This window comes from Pseudomonas sp. NCHU5216 (genome assembly GCF_052156495.1).
In the GTDB taxonomy this organism is placed as follows: domain Bacteria; phylum Pseudomonadota; class Gammaproteobacteria; order Pseudomonadales; family Pseudomonadaceae; genus Aquipseudomonas.
In genome coordinates this window covers 16,141-31,162 of record NZ_JBQLIX010000026.1, presented here as the reverse complement: position 1 = coordinate 31,162, position 15,022 = coordinate 16,141, and the positions used below count along the sequence as shown (strand labels likewise).

The 15,022-nt window shown below is 62.8% G+C and carries 13 protein-coding genes; 5 read left to right on the top strand and 8 right to left on the bottom strand.

The features are described from left to right. Position 1 precedes the first annotated feature (1 nt). The 8 genes from ACSVIK_RS17525 to ACSVIK_RS17490 form a co-directional block, all read right to left on the bottom strand. Positions 2–1,483, bottom strand: a complete 1,482-nt coding sequence (locus ACSVIK_RS17525; protein ID WP_442445522.1) for an aldehyde dehydrogenase family protein — start codon at positions 1,481–1,483, stop codon at positions 2–4. Further along, entirely contained in the window at positions 1,480–2,763 is a 1,284-nt protein-coding gene (locus ACSVIK_RS17520; protein ID WP_442445521.1) for an NAD(P)/FAD-dependent oxidoreductase, read from the bottom strand. Before ACSVIK_RS17520 ends, ACSVIK_RS17525 begins: the two co-directional genes overlap by 4 nt. A 208-nt stretch (positions 2,764–2,971) precedes the next feature. Then, on the bottom strand, positions 2,972–3,850 hold the full coding sequence (gene dapA / locus ACSVIK_RS17515; protein ID WP_395503002.1) for a 4-hydroxy-tetrahydrodipicolinate synthase: 879 nt from the start codon (positions 3,848–3,850) through the stop codon (positions 2,972–2,974). 26 nt (positions 3,851–3,876) lie between these two features. Then, the gene (locus ACSVIK_RS17510) at positions 3,877–4,542 is read right to left on the bottom strand and encodes an amino acid ABC transporter permease (RefSeq protein ID WP_395503003.1); all 666 of its coding nucleotides are present in this window, start codon (positions 4,540–4,542) and stop codon (positions 3,877–3,879) included. 10 nt (positions 4,543–4,552) lie between these two features. Then, positions 4,553–5,224, bottom strand: a complete 672-nt coding sequence (locus tag ACSVIK_RS17505) for an amino acid ABC transporter permease (RefSeq protein ID WP_395503004.1) — start codon at positions 5,222–5,224, stop codon at positions 4,553–4,555. Positions 5,225–5,235: 11 nt separating this feature from the next. Then, entirely contained in the window at positions 5,236–6,057 is an 822-nt protein-coding gene (locus ACSVIK_RS17500; RefSeq protein ID WP_442445520.1) for an amino acid ABC transporter ATP-binding protein, read from the bottom strand. A 53-nt stretch (positions 6,058–6,110) separates the two neighbouring features. Next, positions 6,111–6,956, bottom strand: a complete 846-nt coding sequence (locus ACSVIK_RS17495) for a substrate-binding periplasmic protein (protein ID WP_442445519.1) — start codon at positions 6,954–6,956, stop codon at positions 6,111–6,113. A 234-nt stretch (positions 6,957–7,190) separates the two neighbouring features. Then, entirely contained in the window at positions 7,191–8,102 is a 912-nt protein-coding gene (locus ACSVIK_RS17490; RefSeq protein ID WP_442445518.1) for a LysR family transcriptional regulator, read from the bottom strand. 100 nt (positions 8,103–8,202) lie between these two features. Between ACSVIK_RS17490 and ACSVIK_RS17485 the strand changes: the two genes are divergently transcribed. The 5 genes from ACSVIK_RS17485 (at position 8,203) to ACSVIK_RS17465 (ending at position 15,012) form a co-directional block, all read left to right on the top strand. Continuing rightward, positions 8,203–9,549 (top strand): aspartate aminotransferase family protein, encoded by a 1,347-nt coding sequence (locus tag ACSVIK_RS17485; RefSeq protein WP_442445517.1) that lies wholly within the window; start codon positions 8,203–8,205, stop codon positions 9,547–9,549. Positions 9,550–9,645: 96 nt separating this feature from the next. Further along, the gene (locus ACSVIK_RS17480; RefSeq protein WP_442445516.1) at positions 9,646–11,142 is read left to right on the top strand and encodes a CoA-acylating methylmalonate-semialdehyde dehydrogenase; all 1,497 of its coding nucleotides are present in this window, start codon (positions 9,646–9,648) and stop codon (positions 11,140–11,142) included. 213 nt (positions 11,143–11,355) lie between these two features. Next, positions 11,356–12,864, top strand: a complete 1,509-nt coding sequence (locus ACSVIK_RS17475; protein ID WP_442445515.1) for an alanine/glycine:cation symporter family protein — start codon at positions 11,356–11,358, stop codon at positions 12,862–12,864. Positions 12,865–12,930: 66 nt separating this feature from the next. Beyond that, positions 12,931–13,635, top strand: coding sequence for an SDR family oxidoreductase (locus ACSVIK_RS17470; RefSeq protein WP_442445514.1), 705 nt, complete (start codon positions 12,931–12,933; stop codon positions 13,633–13,635). A 207-nt stretch (positions 13,636–13,842) separates the two neighbouring features. Beyond that, on the top strand, positions 13,843–15,012 hold the full coding sequence (locus ACSVIK_RS17465; protein WP_442445513.1) for a hypothetical protein: 1,170 nt from the start codon (positions 13,843–13,845) through the stop codon (positions 15,010–15,012). The last annotated feature ends 10 nt before the right edge of the window (positions 15,013–15,022 follow it).

Sequence of the window (15,022 nt, the reverse complement as noted above, 5' to 3'; positions counted from 1 at the left end):
CTCACTTGATGTACCAGGCCCAGGGTTGCTCGCTGTCGTAGCGAGTGATCTGCTTGGTTTCCAGATAATTGTTCAGGCCCCACTCACCCAGCTCGCGGCCGATACCGCTCTGCTTGTAGCCACCCCAGGGGGCTTCGGTGAAGGTCGGCTGCGAGCAGTTGACCCAGACGATGCCAGCGCGCAGCTTGCGCGCGACGCGCTCGGCGCGCGGCAGATCTTTGGACATCACCGCCGCGGCCAGGCCGAAGCGCGAGTCGTTGGCGCTGCGCAGCGCCTCGGCCTCGTCGTCGAACGGACGGATGCACACCACCGGGCCGAAGATTTCCTCGTTCCAAATCCAGCTATCTTCCGGTACGTCGGCGAAGATGGTCGGCTGCAGGTAGAAACCCTTGGCGAAACCGGCCGGGCGCTCGCCGCCGTAGACCAGCCTGCCCCCCTCCTCGCAACCACGCGCGATGGCTTCACGCACCTTGTCGTACTGGCTCTTGTTGACCAGCGGGCCGAGCAGCACGCCCTCCTCCATGCCGTTGCCGATGCGCACTTTCTCGGCTTCCTGCTTCAGGCGTTCGAGCAGCGGCGCGTACAGTTCGCGCTGCACCAGCACGCGGGAGGTGGCGGAACAGACCTGGCCCTGGTTCCAGAAGATGCCGAACATGATCCACTCGACGGCAGCCTCGATATCGCTGTCGGCGAAGACGATGAACGGCGACTTGCCGCCCAGCTCCAGGCTGATGTTCTTGATGTCCTTGGCGGCGGCCTGCATGATCCGGCTGCCGGTCGGCACACTGCCGGTAAAGGCCAGCTTGTCTATGCCCGGGTGCTCGGCCAGCGGCGCACCGGCATCCGGGCCCAGGCCGGTGACCACGTTCAGCACCCCGGCCGGCAGCCCGGCCTCGTGGGCGATACGTGCCAGTTCCAGGGCGGTCAGCGGAGTCAGCTCGGATGGCTTGAGCACCATGCAGCAGCCGGCAGCCAGCGCGGGGGCGACTTTCCAGGCGGCCATCAGCATCGGGAAGTTCCACGGAATGATGGCGCCGGCCACGCCGATCGGCTCCTTGCGCGCCACCGAACTGAAACGCTCGTCGGCCAGCGCCACGGCTTGTTCGGCATGGCTGTCGAGGTCTTCGGCCAGGTCGGCATAGAAATCGAAGCAGCCGGCGGTGTCGCCGATATCCCAGAGCGCTTCGGGCAACGGCTTGCCATTGTCGCGCACGTCCAGTTCGGCCAGTTCCTGCTGGCGGTCGCGGATGCCCTGAGCGATGCGCCGCAGCACCGCGGCACGTGCCGCACCGCTCATGCTCGGCCAGGGGCCTTCGTCGAAGGCCTGGCGCGCCGCCTGGACTGCGTGATCCACGTCTTCGGCCGTGGCCGCGGCGACCGCTGCCAGGACTTCCTCATTGCTCGGATCGAAGGTCTCGAAGGTGCCGCCTTTTACTGGCGCCACCCACTGGCCGTTGATGTAGAGCTTGTCATAGGTGTTCATGCGAGTCCTCCAATAAGGGCGAAGCGCTTGGCGCTGAATGGGGTCAGGTTCTGGGCAGTGGGTCGCCCCGCTGCCAGGTCGGCGATCAGCCGCCCGGTGGTGGCACCGAGGGTCAGGCCCAGTTGGCCGTGGCCGAAGGCCATGAGTACGTTGGGCAGGCGCGCCGAACGGTCGATGATCGGTTTGGTATCCGGCAGGAACGGACGATAGCCCACGCCGTATTCGAACTTGGCGGTCTGCAGCTCGGGCAGGATGCGCCGAGCCTTCTCCAGGATGATGTCGGCACGCTTGAAGTTCGGCTCGGCACCCTCGCCTGCGAATTCGATGGTGCCGCCGATCTGCAGGCCGCGGGTCATCGGCGCGAAGCAGAAACCGCCGTCGGCGTAGATCACCGAGTGGCGGACTTCCACGGCGGGATCGGGCAGCACCACCTGATAACCGGCGATGCCGGCCAGTGGAGCATCCACGCCAAGCTGCGGGAAGAACGCCCGCGAACCGGTGCCGGCAGCGACCACCACATGCTCGGCCGGCAAGCGGGTGCCGCTGGCCAGGGTCACGCCGATGGCGCGGTCGGCCACGCTGTCGATGCGTTTCGCCTGCTCGCGTACGCGCACGCCGCCCTGGTCGATGAAACTCTGCGTCAGCGCTGCGATGAAACCTTCGGTATCGCTGACTGCACGCCAGTCCGGGAACAGCAAACCACTCTTGAACTTGCCGGCCAGGCTCGGCTCCAGCTCGGCGATGGCGCCGGCGTCCAGTTCCTCGGAGGCGAAGCCCAAGGATTTGCGCAGTTCCAGATGCGGGCGCTCGTGGGCCACGCCAGCCGGTGAGTCGAATACTTCGATGATCGGTCGGTCACCCAGCAGGCTCTTGTCCGCGCAGGCGTCGAGCAGCGGCGCATAGTCCTGGTAGACATGCTCGGTCAGGGTGGTCATGGCCTGGGCGATCTCGACGATCTTCGCGTGACGGGCATTGGCCACGAAGCGCAGGAACCAGGGCAGGATGCCCGGCAACGCGCTTGGACGCAGAGCCAGCGGGCCCTTCTGATCCAGCAGCCAGCCTGGGATCTTTTTCAGGATGCCGGGCTTGGACAACGGGATGACCTCGCTGACGGCCATCTGCCCGCAGCTCCATTTGGCCGTGCTGTCGCCGGGCGCGGCCGGGTCGACCAGCGTCACCCGATAACCTTCGCGCTGCAGGTACAGCGCGCAACAGACGCCGACGATACCGCCACCGATGACCACAGCCTGTTCCGGGTTTGCAGCGGGTAAAGAGTTCATAATGACGCTCACTTGGAGTAACCGATGGGTGACGAATTCATCGCAGGTAAAGCCAATAAAACCGGGTTGCCGATCAGCAACCCGGAAGGCGCTGCCTGCATGCAGACAGCGCCAAGAAATGCTCTGTTTCCATTGTTGCGCAACATCGCCGCAACCAGCGGCGTGCTGCGCCATCGCCTGCCAGCCCAAGGGCCGGCAGGCGTCAGACTCACAGTTGCGAAGCCTCGAAGACGCGGCGGAACTCGGCCTTTTCCTCGTCGGTCAGCGGCAGCAGCGGCGCACGCGCATTGCCGGCCTTGAAGCCAGCCAGTTCGGCGCCGTACTTCACCTTCTGCACGAACTTGCCGCTTTCCAGGTTGGCCATGATCGGGAACAGATTGCGCATCACGTTCTGGGCACCGGCCAGATCGCCAGCGGTGAACTTGTTGTAGAAGTCCACCACCTTCTCCGGGAAGATGTTGGCCGGGCCGCAGATCCAGCTGGTGGCGCCCCAGATGAAGAAGTCCAGCGCCTGGTCGTCCGAGCCGCAGGAGAGCTGGATCTTACCCTTGTAGTTCTCGCCGATCTCGATGCCGCGCAGCAGATTGCCGCTGCTTTCCTTGATGCCGATGACGCGCGGATGATCCTTGAGCGCTTCGATCACACCCATGCCCACCTCGACGTTGGTGCGGATCGGGTAGTTGTAGAGCACCACGTTGATCTGCGGGAAGGCCTCGAGGATCGTCTGGTAGTGGCTGAGCAGCTCTTCCTGCGACGGCAGCGCGTAGTACGGCGGTGCGATCAGCAGGTTGCTGTAGCCGGCGTCGACGCTCTGCTGCACCTGCTCCAGTACCTCGCGGGTGCAGGAGCCGTTGGCCCCGGAGATCAGGGTGCCGCGATCACCGACCACTTCCTTGACGGTGGCCAGCACCTGACGACGCTCTTCGTTGGTCAGCGCGTAGTATTCGCCGGTCGAGCCCAGCGGCACGAAGCCGCTGACGCCAGCCTTGAGCTGATGTTCGAGAATCGAGGCGAGGATCTCGTGATCGACGGCGCCGTTCTTGTCGAAGGGGGTGACGATGGCGGGCAGGATGCCTTTCAGTTGCATTGCGATATCTCCAGTAGAGCTGGGGTTTAGTATGCGTAGCGACGCAACATCCGCGACTCGATCACGCCAACCAGGCGGGTCAAGGGGAATGCGACGAAGAAGTAGATGACGGCGACGGCGCTGAGGAACTCCACTGGGCGGGCCGTGCTGTTGGAAATGTTCTGGCCGACGAACATCAGGTCGGCGATGCCTACCGAGGAAATCAGCGCGCTCTCCTTGAACAGGCTGACCACGTTCGACAGCAGCGGCGGCGTGGCGCGCAGCAGGGCCTGTGGGAAAATCACGAACAACACCTTGACCCGTGGCGTCAGCCCGAGCGCCGTGCAGGCGTCATGCTGTTCACTGGCGATGGATTTGAGCGCACCGCGGAATGTCTCGCTGGTGATCGCCGCCATGTACAGAATCAGTGCCAGCATTACCGACACGTAGGGCGACAGCGTCAGGCCGAACACCACCGGAAAGCAGAAGAACACCCAGAACAGCTGGATCAGCAGCGGCGTACCGCGGAAGAACTCCACATAGAGGGTGATCGGCAGCCTGATCAACGCATTGCGCACGTTGCGCAGCAGGCTGATGACGAAGCCCAGCAGGCTACCCAGAACTGCACAGGTCAGGGTGATGGCAATGGTCAGCCCAAGCCCTTTGAGCAGGATGTGCCAGTAAGGGAAAACGACGGAAAAATCGATGTGCATGACGTTCTCCTCAGCGTGCGGCCGCGGCTTCCTGACGGCGCTCGATGTACTGCACCAACTGCGCGATGGGCAGTGACAGGGCGAAGTAGATCAGGGCGATCAGGGTGTAGGTTTCCAACGGTCGGTAGGCCTCGGTGGCCAGGCTCTTGCCCACGTACATCAGATCGGCGACCGCGACGATGGCCACCAGCGCGCTCTGCTGCAGGCTGCCGATACCGTTGGTCATCAGCACTGGCAGCGCGCTGCGCAGGGCTTGCGGCAGCACCACGTAGAAGGTGCGCTGCCAGGAGCGCAGGCCGAGGGCGATGGAGGCGTCTAGGTGCTCCCGAGGCACCGCCTGTACCCCGGCGCGATAAGCCTCGGAGTTGAAGGCCGCGAGGTTCAGGCCCAGCGCCAGGAAGCCCATGGCCACCGGGTCGATGAAAACGTTGAACAACATCGGCACGCAGTAGAAGAACCAGACGATCTGCAGCAGTGCCGGAGTGCAGCGGAAGAACTCGATGAACAGTTGCGCCGGCCAGCGGATGAAGAACCAGCGGTTCAGCGTCATCAGGCACAGGCCGAAGCCGAGCACCAGACCGATCAGGTTGGAGACCAGTGCCAGCTCGAGGGTAACTTTCAAGCCATCCCAGAGCGCGCCGAAGCTGCCGCTCAGGAAATGGAAATCGAATTGGTAGTTCATGGTGGCCGCCCTCAGTCCAGGTGCAGGACTTTTTCAAGGAACTCGCGAGTACGAGCTTCTTTAGGCTGAGTGAAAATCTGCTCCGGCGGCCCCTGCTCGATCACCCTGCCGCCTGCGCAGAACACCACGCGCGTGGCGATATGCCGGGCGAAATGCATGTCATGGGTGACGATGATCATGGCCATCTTCTGCTCAGCCAGCTGCATCATCACGTTCTGCACCTCGATGACCATTTCCGGGTCGAGTGCCGAGGTCACCTCGTCGAACAGCATCAGCTTGGGTTCCAGCATCAGTGCGCGGGCAATCGCCACGCGCTGCTTCTGGCCACCGGAGAGTTGGCTGGGGTAGGCCTGCAGCTTGCTTTCCAGGCCTAGGCGAGCGAGGTAGGCACGGGCCTTCTCGGTGGCCTCGGCCTTCGACAGACCATGCACCTTGGTCGGAGCCAGGATCAGGTTGCCCAGCACCGTGAGATGCGGGAACAGGGTGTAGTGCTGAAAGACCATGCCGATCTGCGTGCGCAGGCTCTCGTTGAGAGGCTTGCCGCTGCCCGATCCGCCAGCGATATAGGGCTTGCCCTGAAAGTGGATGGTGCCACCCTGAATACCCTCCAGCCCCATCAACACCCGCAGCAGGGAACTCTTGCCACTACCGCTCGGGCCGATGATGACCAGCCTGTCGTCGGCGCGCATGTCCAGATCGAGGTTGTCCATCACCACCAGTTGCTCGCCGTAGGACTTGCACACACCGCGCAACTGGATGAAATCGCCACCTGGTATCGAGCTGGGGGCGTGAGTGGGCTGTGGCTGGGCGGCCACCAAATGGGGAGTATTCATTGAAGCGTCTCCGGAGGGCTGCCCTGGCAGGTAGCCCTCAGCTCTAGGCAGGATTACTGGGCGGGCTTGGCTGCGGCATTGACTTCGGCAGAAGCCTTGTCGATCAGCGCATCGATCTCGCCAGTTTCACGACGCTGTGTCAGATAGATGTTCAGCACCTGCAGGTCGGCCGGAGAAATGTCGCGACGCAGGCCGAAGGAGACGCCCTGCTTGGCCAGGGCCGGCTCAGGCAGAATCTCTTTGGTCCAGTCCGGGTTGGCCAGGGCGAACAGGTGGTTGGTGTCGTTGGCATCGACCAGCACGTCGGCACGACGCGACATCACCGCCAGGCGAGTATCGTCCATGGCCGGCAGGCGCATGATCTTGCCGTTCTTCACGACAGCCGAGATCAGCTTGTCGCCAGCCGTACCGGACATCACCGCGAAGGTCACGCCTTCCTTGTCGTAGTCGGCAACGCTGTTGCCGGCACCGGCGAACTTCGGATTGTCCTTGTTGATCAGCAGGGACACCTGATACTCGGTCGCGGGTACCGAGAAGGCCAGCGCCAGGGCGCGCTCCGGCGTCTGGTTCAGCGCCATGGCCATGTCCCATTTGTCGCTCTGAACGCCGGCGACGATGTTGTCCCAGTTGGTATCGACGAACTCGACCTTGACCTTCAGCACCTTCTCACCGAAGTCGCGGCAAAGGTCCACGAAGTAACCGCTGTACTGACCGGAAGCGGCATCACGCATGACGTAGGGTGCGGCCACCGCTGCGCCGCAGCGTAGTACGCCGGCTTTCTGAATGTCCTTCCAGACCTGGGTTTCGGCTGCCTGAGCGGGAACCTGAGCGAGCAGCGCGCCGACTGCAGCCGCGCTGGCAATCACATTACGAATGGAGCGTGGGAAAAACCGAGCCATGTTGCACCTCACCGATAAGTTGTTTTTGTAGGCAGAAGTAACAGCAAAGGATTTTGCACTGTGTGCTATAGGGTGCGCCGCTTTGTGTGCAGCGCTGCATGCAGATTAGGACTGAGAAAAACACCCTGTCAACACGGCACATGGAATTTTTTCCAAGCCGATGACTTACCGGTCGCGCCAACGAGTGCTGGCTCGACCGTGAAAATCCAGAGGAATCAGGGATATAGGCGAGGGTTAGCGGGAGAGCTGCAAGGCGTCGAGAAAACGCTCGAGGATGAGGTTCTGCCGGCGCCCTTTGCGCACGGCTACGGCCAGCTTGGCATCGAAGAACAGGCGATCCGGGCTGAGCGGAACCATCATCCCCTTCTCCACCCAGGACGCTGCGTAGTGATCCGGCAGAAAGCCGATGTAGCTGCCGGTGAGGATCAGAAAAGCAATACCTTCACGATCCGTTGCCGAAGCGGCGAAATTGAGCAACTGGTGCAGACCGATGGCCTCCGCGCTCATGCGGTAGCTCGGCACCACGGCGTCGGCACTGCGCAGTTCCTCGTTGCTGACCTCGGCGGCCCGCGAGAAAAAGGGGTGCTCACGGCTGCAGTAGAGATTCGACCGCTCCTCGTACAGCAGGCTGTACTCGAGCCCCGACAGCGGTGTGATCAACGGTACGGCGCCCACGTGCAGGCGGCCGTCGAGCAAGCCGCGCTCGATCTCGCCCGGAGTGCTCATGCTGAGATTGATCCGCACCCCGGCGCCCTGCGCGCGTACTGCCTGCAGGGCACGGGTGATACGCATCTTCGGCTGGGTCACGAGGTTGTTGACGATGCCGACGTTGAGATCGCCGCGCAGTTGCTGGTGCATCTGGTTGACTTCACTGCGAAAGCCTTCGATGGCCACCAGAACCGCCTCGCCAGCGCGCAGCACCTCGCGCCCCTCGTCCGTCAGGGCGAACCCGGCGCGGCCACGCTGACACAAGCGCATGCCCAGGCGTTTTTCCAGGTCGCTCATGTGCAGGCTGATGGCCGAGCGGCTGATCCCCAGCGCCCCCTCGGCCGCGGCGAAGCTGCCGCATTCGGCCACCGTCTTGAACAGCCGGAGCAGGCGCAACTCGAAATCGCTGACCTGGCTCAGAGGGGCTTTCTTGGGCATAGGTGAGTTTTCCAATATCTAAATTCAAACAAATATAGATTTAACTCACCAAACGCTTCATTACAAGCTGATGACGTCTACCACCACCAGGACGTGCGTCATGAACCAAGCCCTGCAGATTCCTTCCCCACTCGCCAGCCAGCTCAAGCTGGATGCGCACTGGATGCCGTTCTCCGCCAACCGCAACTTCCAGCGCGACCCGCGTTTGATCGTGGCCGCCGAAGGCAACTGGCTCACCGATGACAGCGGGCGCAAGGTCTACGACAGCCTGTCCGGCCTGTGGACCTGCGGCGCCGGTCACTCGCGCAAGGAAATTCAGGACGCCGTGGCCAAGCAGCTCGGCACCCTCGACTACTCGCCGGCCTTCCAGTACGGCCATCCGCTGTCGTTCCAGTTGGCCGAGCAGATCGCCGACCTGATGCCGGGCGAGCTCAACCACGTGTTCTTCACCGGCTCCGGCTCCGAGTGCGCCGACACCGCGGTGAAGATGGCCAAGGCCTACTGGCGCCTGAAAGGCCAGCCGGCCAAGACCAAGTTCATCGGCCGCGCCCGTGGTTACCACGGTGTCAACATCGCCGGCACCTCGCTCGGCGGCATCGGCGGCAACCGCAAGATGTACGGCCAGTTCATGGACGCCGACCACCTGCCGCACACCCTGCAACCGCACCTGGCCTTCACCAAGGGCATGGCCGAAACCGGCGGCGTGGAGCTGGCCAACGAACTGCTCAAGCTGATCGAGCTGCACGACGCCTCCAACATCGCCGCGGTGATCGTCGAGCCGATGTCCGGCTCGGCAGGTGCCATCGTGCCGCCGGTTGGCTATCTGCAGCGCCTGCGCGAGATCTGCACCCAGCACAACATCCTGCTGATCTTCGACGAAGTGATCACCGGCTTCGGCCGTATGGGCAAGTGGAGTGGCGCGGAATACTTCGGGGTTACCCCGGACCTGATGAACGTGGCCAAGCAGATCACCAACGGCGCCATCCCCCTGGGCGCGGTGATCGCCAGCAGCGAGATCTACACCACCTTCATGCAGCAGCCGTCGCCGGAGCACATGATCGAGTTCACCCATGGCTACACCTACTCGGCGCACCCGGTGGCCTGCGCCGCCGGCCTGGCGACGCTGGAACTGCTAAAACGCGAGAACCTGATCCAGCAATCCGCCGAGCTGGCACCCAAGTTCGAGGCCGCCCTGCATGGCCTGAAAGGTGCCAAGCACATCGTCGACATCCGCAACTGCGGCCTGGCCGGCGCCCTGCAGATCGCCCCGCGTGACGGCGACGCCGTGATCCGCCCCTTCGAGGCCGGCATGGCCCTGTGGAAGGCCGGTTTCTACGTGCGCTTCGGCGGCGACACCCTGCAGTTCGGCCCCACCTTCAACGCCAAGATCGAAGACCTCGACCGCGTCTTTAACGCCGTCGGTGATGTGCTGAACAAACTGGATTGAACCGTAGGGTGGATGACGCTTTATCCATCCACCAATCATCGAATCCCCAAGGTGGATGAAAAGAGCGTCATCCACCCTACGCCTCTGGAGAACCCCATGAGCCATATCCCCCACCTGATCAATGGCGAACGTGTCGCCGGCACTGGCCGCACCGCTGCGGTATTCAACCCCTCCACCGGCGACTCCACTGCCGCCGTTGGCCTGGCCGACCGCGCCACCCTGCAACTGGCCATCGACGCCGCCAAGGCCGCCTTCCCGGCCTGGCGCAACACCCCGCCGGCCAAGCGCGCACAGATCATGTTCCGCTTCAAGCAACTGCTGGAGCAAAACGAGAACGAAATCGCCGCGCTGATCAGCGCCGAGCATGGCAAGACCATCGAGGACGCCATCGGCGAACTCAAGCGCGGTATCGAGAACGTCGAATTCGCCTGCGCCGCCCCGGAAATCCTCAAGGGCGAATACAGCCGCAACGTCGGCCCCAACATCGACGCCTGGACCGACCTGCAACCGGTTGGTGTGGTCGCCGGCATCACCCCGTTCAACTTCCCGGCCATGGTGCCGCTGTGGATGTATCCGCTGGCAATCGTCTGCGGCAACTGCTTCATCCTCAAGCCGTCCGAGCGTGACCCCAGCTCCACCCTGTTCATCGCCGAACTGCTGCAACAGGCCGGCCTGCCCAAGGGCGTGCTCAACGTGGTCAACGGCGACAAGGACGCGGTCGACGGCTTGATCGAAGCTCCGGAAGTCAAGGCCCTGAGCTTCGTCGGCTCGACGCCGATCGCCGAATACATCTACAGCGAAGGCACCAAGCGCGGCAAACGCGTGCAGGCTCTGGGCGGCGCCAAGAACCACGCCGTACTGATGCCCGATGCCGACCTGGACAACGCCGTCAGCGCCCTGATGGGCGCGGCCTACGGCTCCTGCGGCGAGCGCTGCATGGCCATCTCGGTGGCCGTGTGCGTGGGCGATCAGATTGCCGATGCGCTGGTGGAGAAGCTCGTGCCGCAGATCCAGGCGCTGAAGATCGGTGCCGGCACCTCCTGCGGCCTCGACATGGGCCCGCTGGTTACCGCCGCTGCGCGCGACAAGGTCAAGGGCTACATCGACGCCGGCGTGGCGCAAGGCGCCAAGCTGGTGGTCGACGGTCGTGGCCTGGTGGTGCCGGGTAATGAAAACGGCTACTTCGTCGGCGGCACCCTGTTCGACAAGGTGACCTCGGACATGACCATCTACACCGACGAAATCTTCGGCCCGGTGCTGTGCATCGTCCGCGTCGGCAGCCTGGAAGAAGCCATGCAACTGATCAACGATCACGAGTACGGCAACGGCACCTGCATCTTCACCCGTGACGGCGAAGCGGCGCGCCTGTTCTGCGACGAGATCGAAGTGGGCATGGTCGGCGTCAACGTGCCGCTGCCGGTGCCGGTGAGCTACCACAGCTTCGGCGGCTGGAAGCGCTCGCTGTTCGGCGACCTGCATGCCTACGGCCCGGACGGCGTGCGTTTCTACACCCGCAAGAAGGCCATCACCCAACGCTGGCCCAAGCGTGCCTCGCATGAGGCGGCGCAGTTCGCTTTCCCCAGCAACGGCTGAGCGCAACGCGCTATTACCGAGTGCGAGCGGTAACGGAACGACTCTTGCCTCACCTCTCGCACCCAGAGGCCTCCTTCGGGTTACCGAGGGAGGTCATCGGAGGATGACGCAATCAACAGCGTGGCGATGAATCCATCATTCGACGAATTCCGCCCTACTGCTGCGAGCAACAAATCGGCTACAACTCACGAATAAATATAAGAGGCGAATGTAATGGAAGACTTGGTAGGCAAGCTCAATGGTTATGTCTGGAGCTCCGCGCTGGTCTACACCTTTCTCGGGCTGGGCTTGCTCTATTCCGTCGTGACCCGCTTCGTCCAGCTGCGCTTGTTCAAGGATATGTTGAAGCTGGCATTCCAGGGCGGTGACTCTAATGCTGGAGTCAGTTCCTTTGCCGCGTTCTCCTTGTCCCTTGGCAGCCGTGTTGGCACCGGCAACATTGCCGGAGTAGCCACTGCCATTGCCCTGGGCGGTCCTGGCGCGGTGTTCTGGATGTGGATGGCGGCCTTTCTCGGCAGCGCCACCTCGTTCATCGAAATCACCCTGACCCAGACCTACAAGGCCAAGATCAACGGCCAGTATCGCGGTGGTACGCCCTACTACATTGAAAAAGGCCTGAAGATGAAGTGGCTGGCGATCCTATCCGCCGCCCTGACGTTGATCGTCATGAGTTGCCTGTGGCCTGGTGTGCAGGCCAACACGGTCGCGCTGTCGGTTGAGAAGGCCTTCGGCATCGCCCCATCCATCACCGGCATCGCCATCGCCTGCCTGCTCGCGCTGATTATCCTCGGCGGCACCAAGCGCATCGCCAAGGCAGCCGAGATCATGGTGCCGTTCATGGCCATCGGCTATATCCTCGCCTGCATTTTCATTCTGGCGTTGAACATCGGGCAGGTGCCGGCGGCGTTCACCCTCATCCTGAAAAGCGCTTTCGGCCTGGACGCCACGTTCGGTGGGCTGGTCGGCTCCGCCATCGCCCTCGGGGTACAGCGCGGCGTCTACTCCAACGGCGCGGGGATCGGCAGCGAGACCTTCGAGTCGGGTGCAGCCGAAGTCTCCCACCCGGTGAAACAGGGGCTGGTGCAGGCATTCTCGGTATATATCGACACACTGCTGATCTGCACCGCGACGGCCCTGATGATCCTGGTCACCGGCATGTACGACGTGAAACCGGCCGGTATCGAAAACATCGGCACGCAACCTTCGCTCTATACCCAATTGGCAATCGAGTCCGCCCTGCCGGGTCTGGGGGAGATATTCCTGGCTGCCGCGCTGTTCTTCTTCTGCTTCACCACCCTGCTGTCTTACTACTACAAGGCCGAAACCTGCCTGGCGTACCTCTTGGGCAAATGGCGCACGGCCTATCTACTGGGCAGCGTTGGGCTGAAGCTGCTTCTGTTGCTGACCATCTACTATGGCAGCATCAAGACAGCGGCGGCTGTATGGGCCCTCGGTGATCTGGGCATGGGCCTGATGGCCTGGGTCAACCTGATCGTCATTCTTTTCCTCACCCGACCGGCGCTCAAGGCCCTGAGAGACTACGAGCAACAGAAAAAGGCCGGCAAGAATCCGCAGTTCAAACCCAGCAGCATTGGTCTGGCGGACGCCGACTTCTGGGAGCGCGAATATCCAGATCACGATGAGCGCTCTTTGCTCGCTGAACGCACCGATAAAGGGCGCAAGGTTGCAAAATCCGCACAGCCGGCACACTCAGCACATTGACAGATAACGCCAATCGTCATGGCATGCAGGCACTCGTCGTCCCATTGAGAGTAAGGAGAACCGCAAATGTCAGCAGATAAAGTCGCCATCGTCACCGCTGGAGGCAGCGGCATGGGCGCCGCCGCCGCCCGCAAGCTCGCCGAGGACGGTTTTCGCCTGGCGATTCTATCGTCGTCGGGCAAGGGCGAGGCGCTCGCCAAAGAGTTGGGTGGTATCGGGGTGACCGGCTCGAACCAGTCCAACGCAGACCTCAAGCGCCTGATCGATCAAGTGATGCAGCAGTGGGGGCGCATCGATGTGCTGGTGAACAGCGCCGGCCATGGCCCGCGCGGGCCGATCCTGGAAATCTCCGACGAAGACTGGGTGCAAGGCATGGAGACCTACCTGCTCAACGTGATTCGCCCCACGCGCCTGGTCACGCCGATCATGCAGCAGCAGAAAGGCGGCGTGATCATCAACATCTCCACCGCCTGGGCCTTCGAGCCGAGCGACATGTTCCCCACCTCGGCGGTGTTCCGTGCCGGCTTGGCGTCGTTCACCAAGATCTTCGTCGACACCTACGCTGCCGACAACCTGCGCATGAACAATGTGTTGCCAGGTTGGATCGACAGCCTTCCTGCCACCGAAGAACGACGTGAATCCGTGCCCATGAAGCGCTACGGGCATGCTGAGGAAATCGCCGCCACCATCGGCTTTCTGGCCAGTGCAGGCGCCGGCTATATCACCGGACAGAATATCCGCGTGGATGGCGGCCTGACTCGCTCCGTGTAGGTTGCAAGGCGCCGCACTACCAGCGCCGTGCCCGGGCACCGACGGCACTCGCTGTCTGGCCCGGGCTGCTGGAGTGGGGCAACAGCAAAGGCCGAGGCGTCGGCGCCGACGCATTCGCCACTCATCGTAATACTGCAACCTTGTGCTCACCCGGCCACTCCAGACGCACAGGCTCTTACTGCCTGCAACCGTGCTGGAGGATTACAGATGGAAACCCTGACTGGCCTGTTCGACACCAAGGGCTGCCCCTTGGAAAAACAACGATTCACCTGGCGTGAGATGGCGGAAAAGCCCATCAGCAAGCTCGATGACGACGCGTTCACCCGAGTGCGCATCATTCTGATGAATGGGATCGAGGCCGATGCGCTGCGTCTGAAGCACATCGGTGCGCGCTTCAACGGCCACCTGCGTGAGGCCCTGGCGCAGGTGCGGCGTACCGAGCATCACCAGGCCACCATGGTCAACTGGTTGCTCTCGGCCGATCACTCGCCGCTGGAAACCACCGTGGCCTACGAGCAGGTGGCGATCGAGGTCACCGCCGCCGTGGCGCAGAACGAACCCGACCCCTACCAGGCGCAGACCTACCGCTTCGGCCTGCTCGAAGACTTCGACCACCTCTACCGCTACTCGGCGATGCTCGACCGCCTGGAGGGCAAGGACGCCAACAACATCCTCCAGGGCTATACGGACATCATCCCCGGCCGCCCCACCACCGTGCACCACCGCGCCCCCGAGGACGATCTGCGCGATCACTACCAGCGCGATTCCGCCGCGCTGATCACCAAGATCCACGCGGCGATGATCACCGCCGCCGAATACCAGACGCACGATTACTACATGAACATCGGCCCCACCTTCGCCGACCCCCTCGCCCGCCAGCTCTACGCGGAAATCGCTTCGGTCGAGGAGCAGCACGTGACCCAGTACGGCTCGCTGCAGGATCCGGACGAAAGCTTTCTGGAGAAATGGCTAATCCACGAAGCCATGGAGGTCTACGCCTACCACAGTTGCCTGGAGCAGGAAGACAACCCGAGGATCAAGGCGATCTGGGAGCGTTTCCTCGATTACGAGCAAGGCCATCTGCACCTGGTCTGCGAGCTGTTCAAGCAGTACGAGCGGCGTGATCCGGCGGAAATTCTCGGCGGTGCCGTGCCCAAGCTGATTGCGTTCAAGAGCCAGCGCGACTTCGTGCGCAAGACCCTGGCCGAGGAAATCGACCTGCGCACCAATGGCCACGACTACGTCGACAAGCAGCACGAAGGGCAGGCCAGCCGTGACTACCGCAACCAGTTGAACGCCGATGGTGTGCCGGCCGAAGTGGTGTCTGCGGGTTATCGCTGGGCGCCGGGCACCGAACTCAATCTGAAGGCTTCCTGAGGAGATCGTC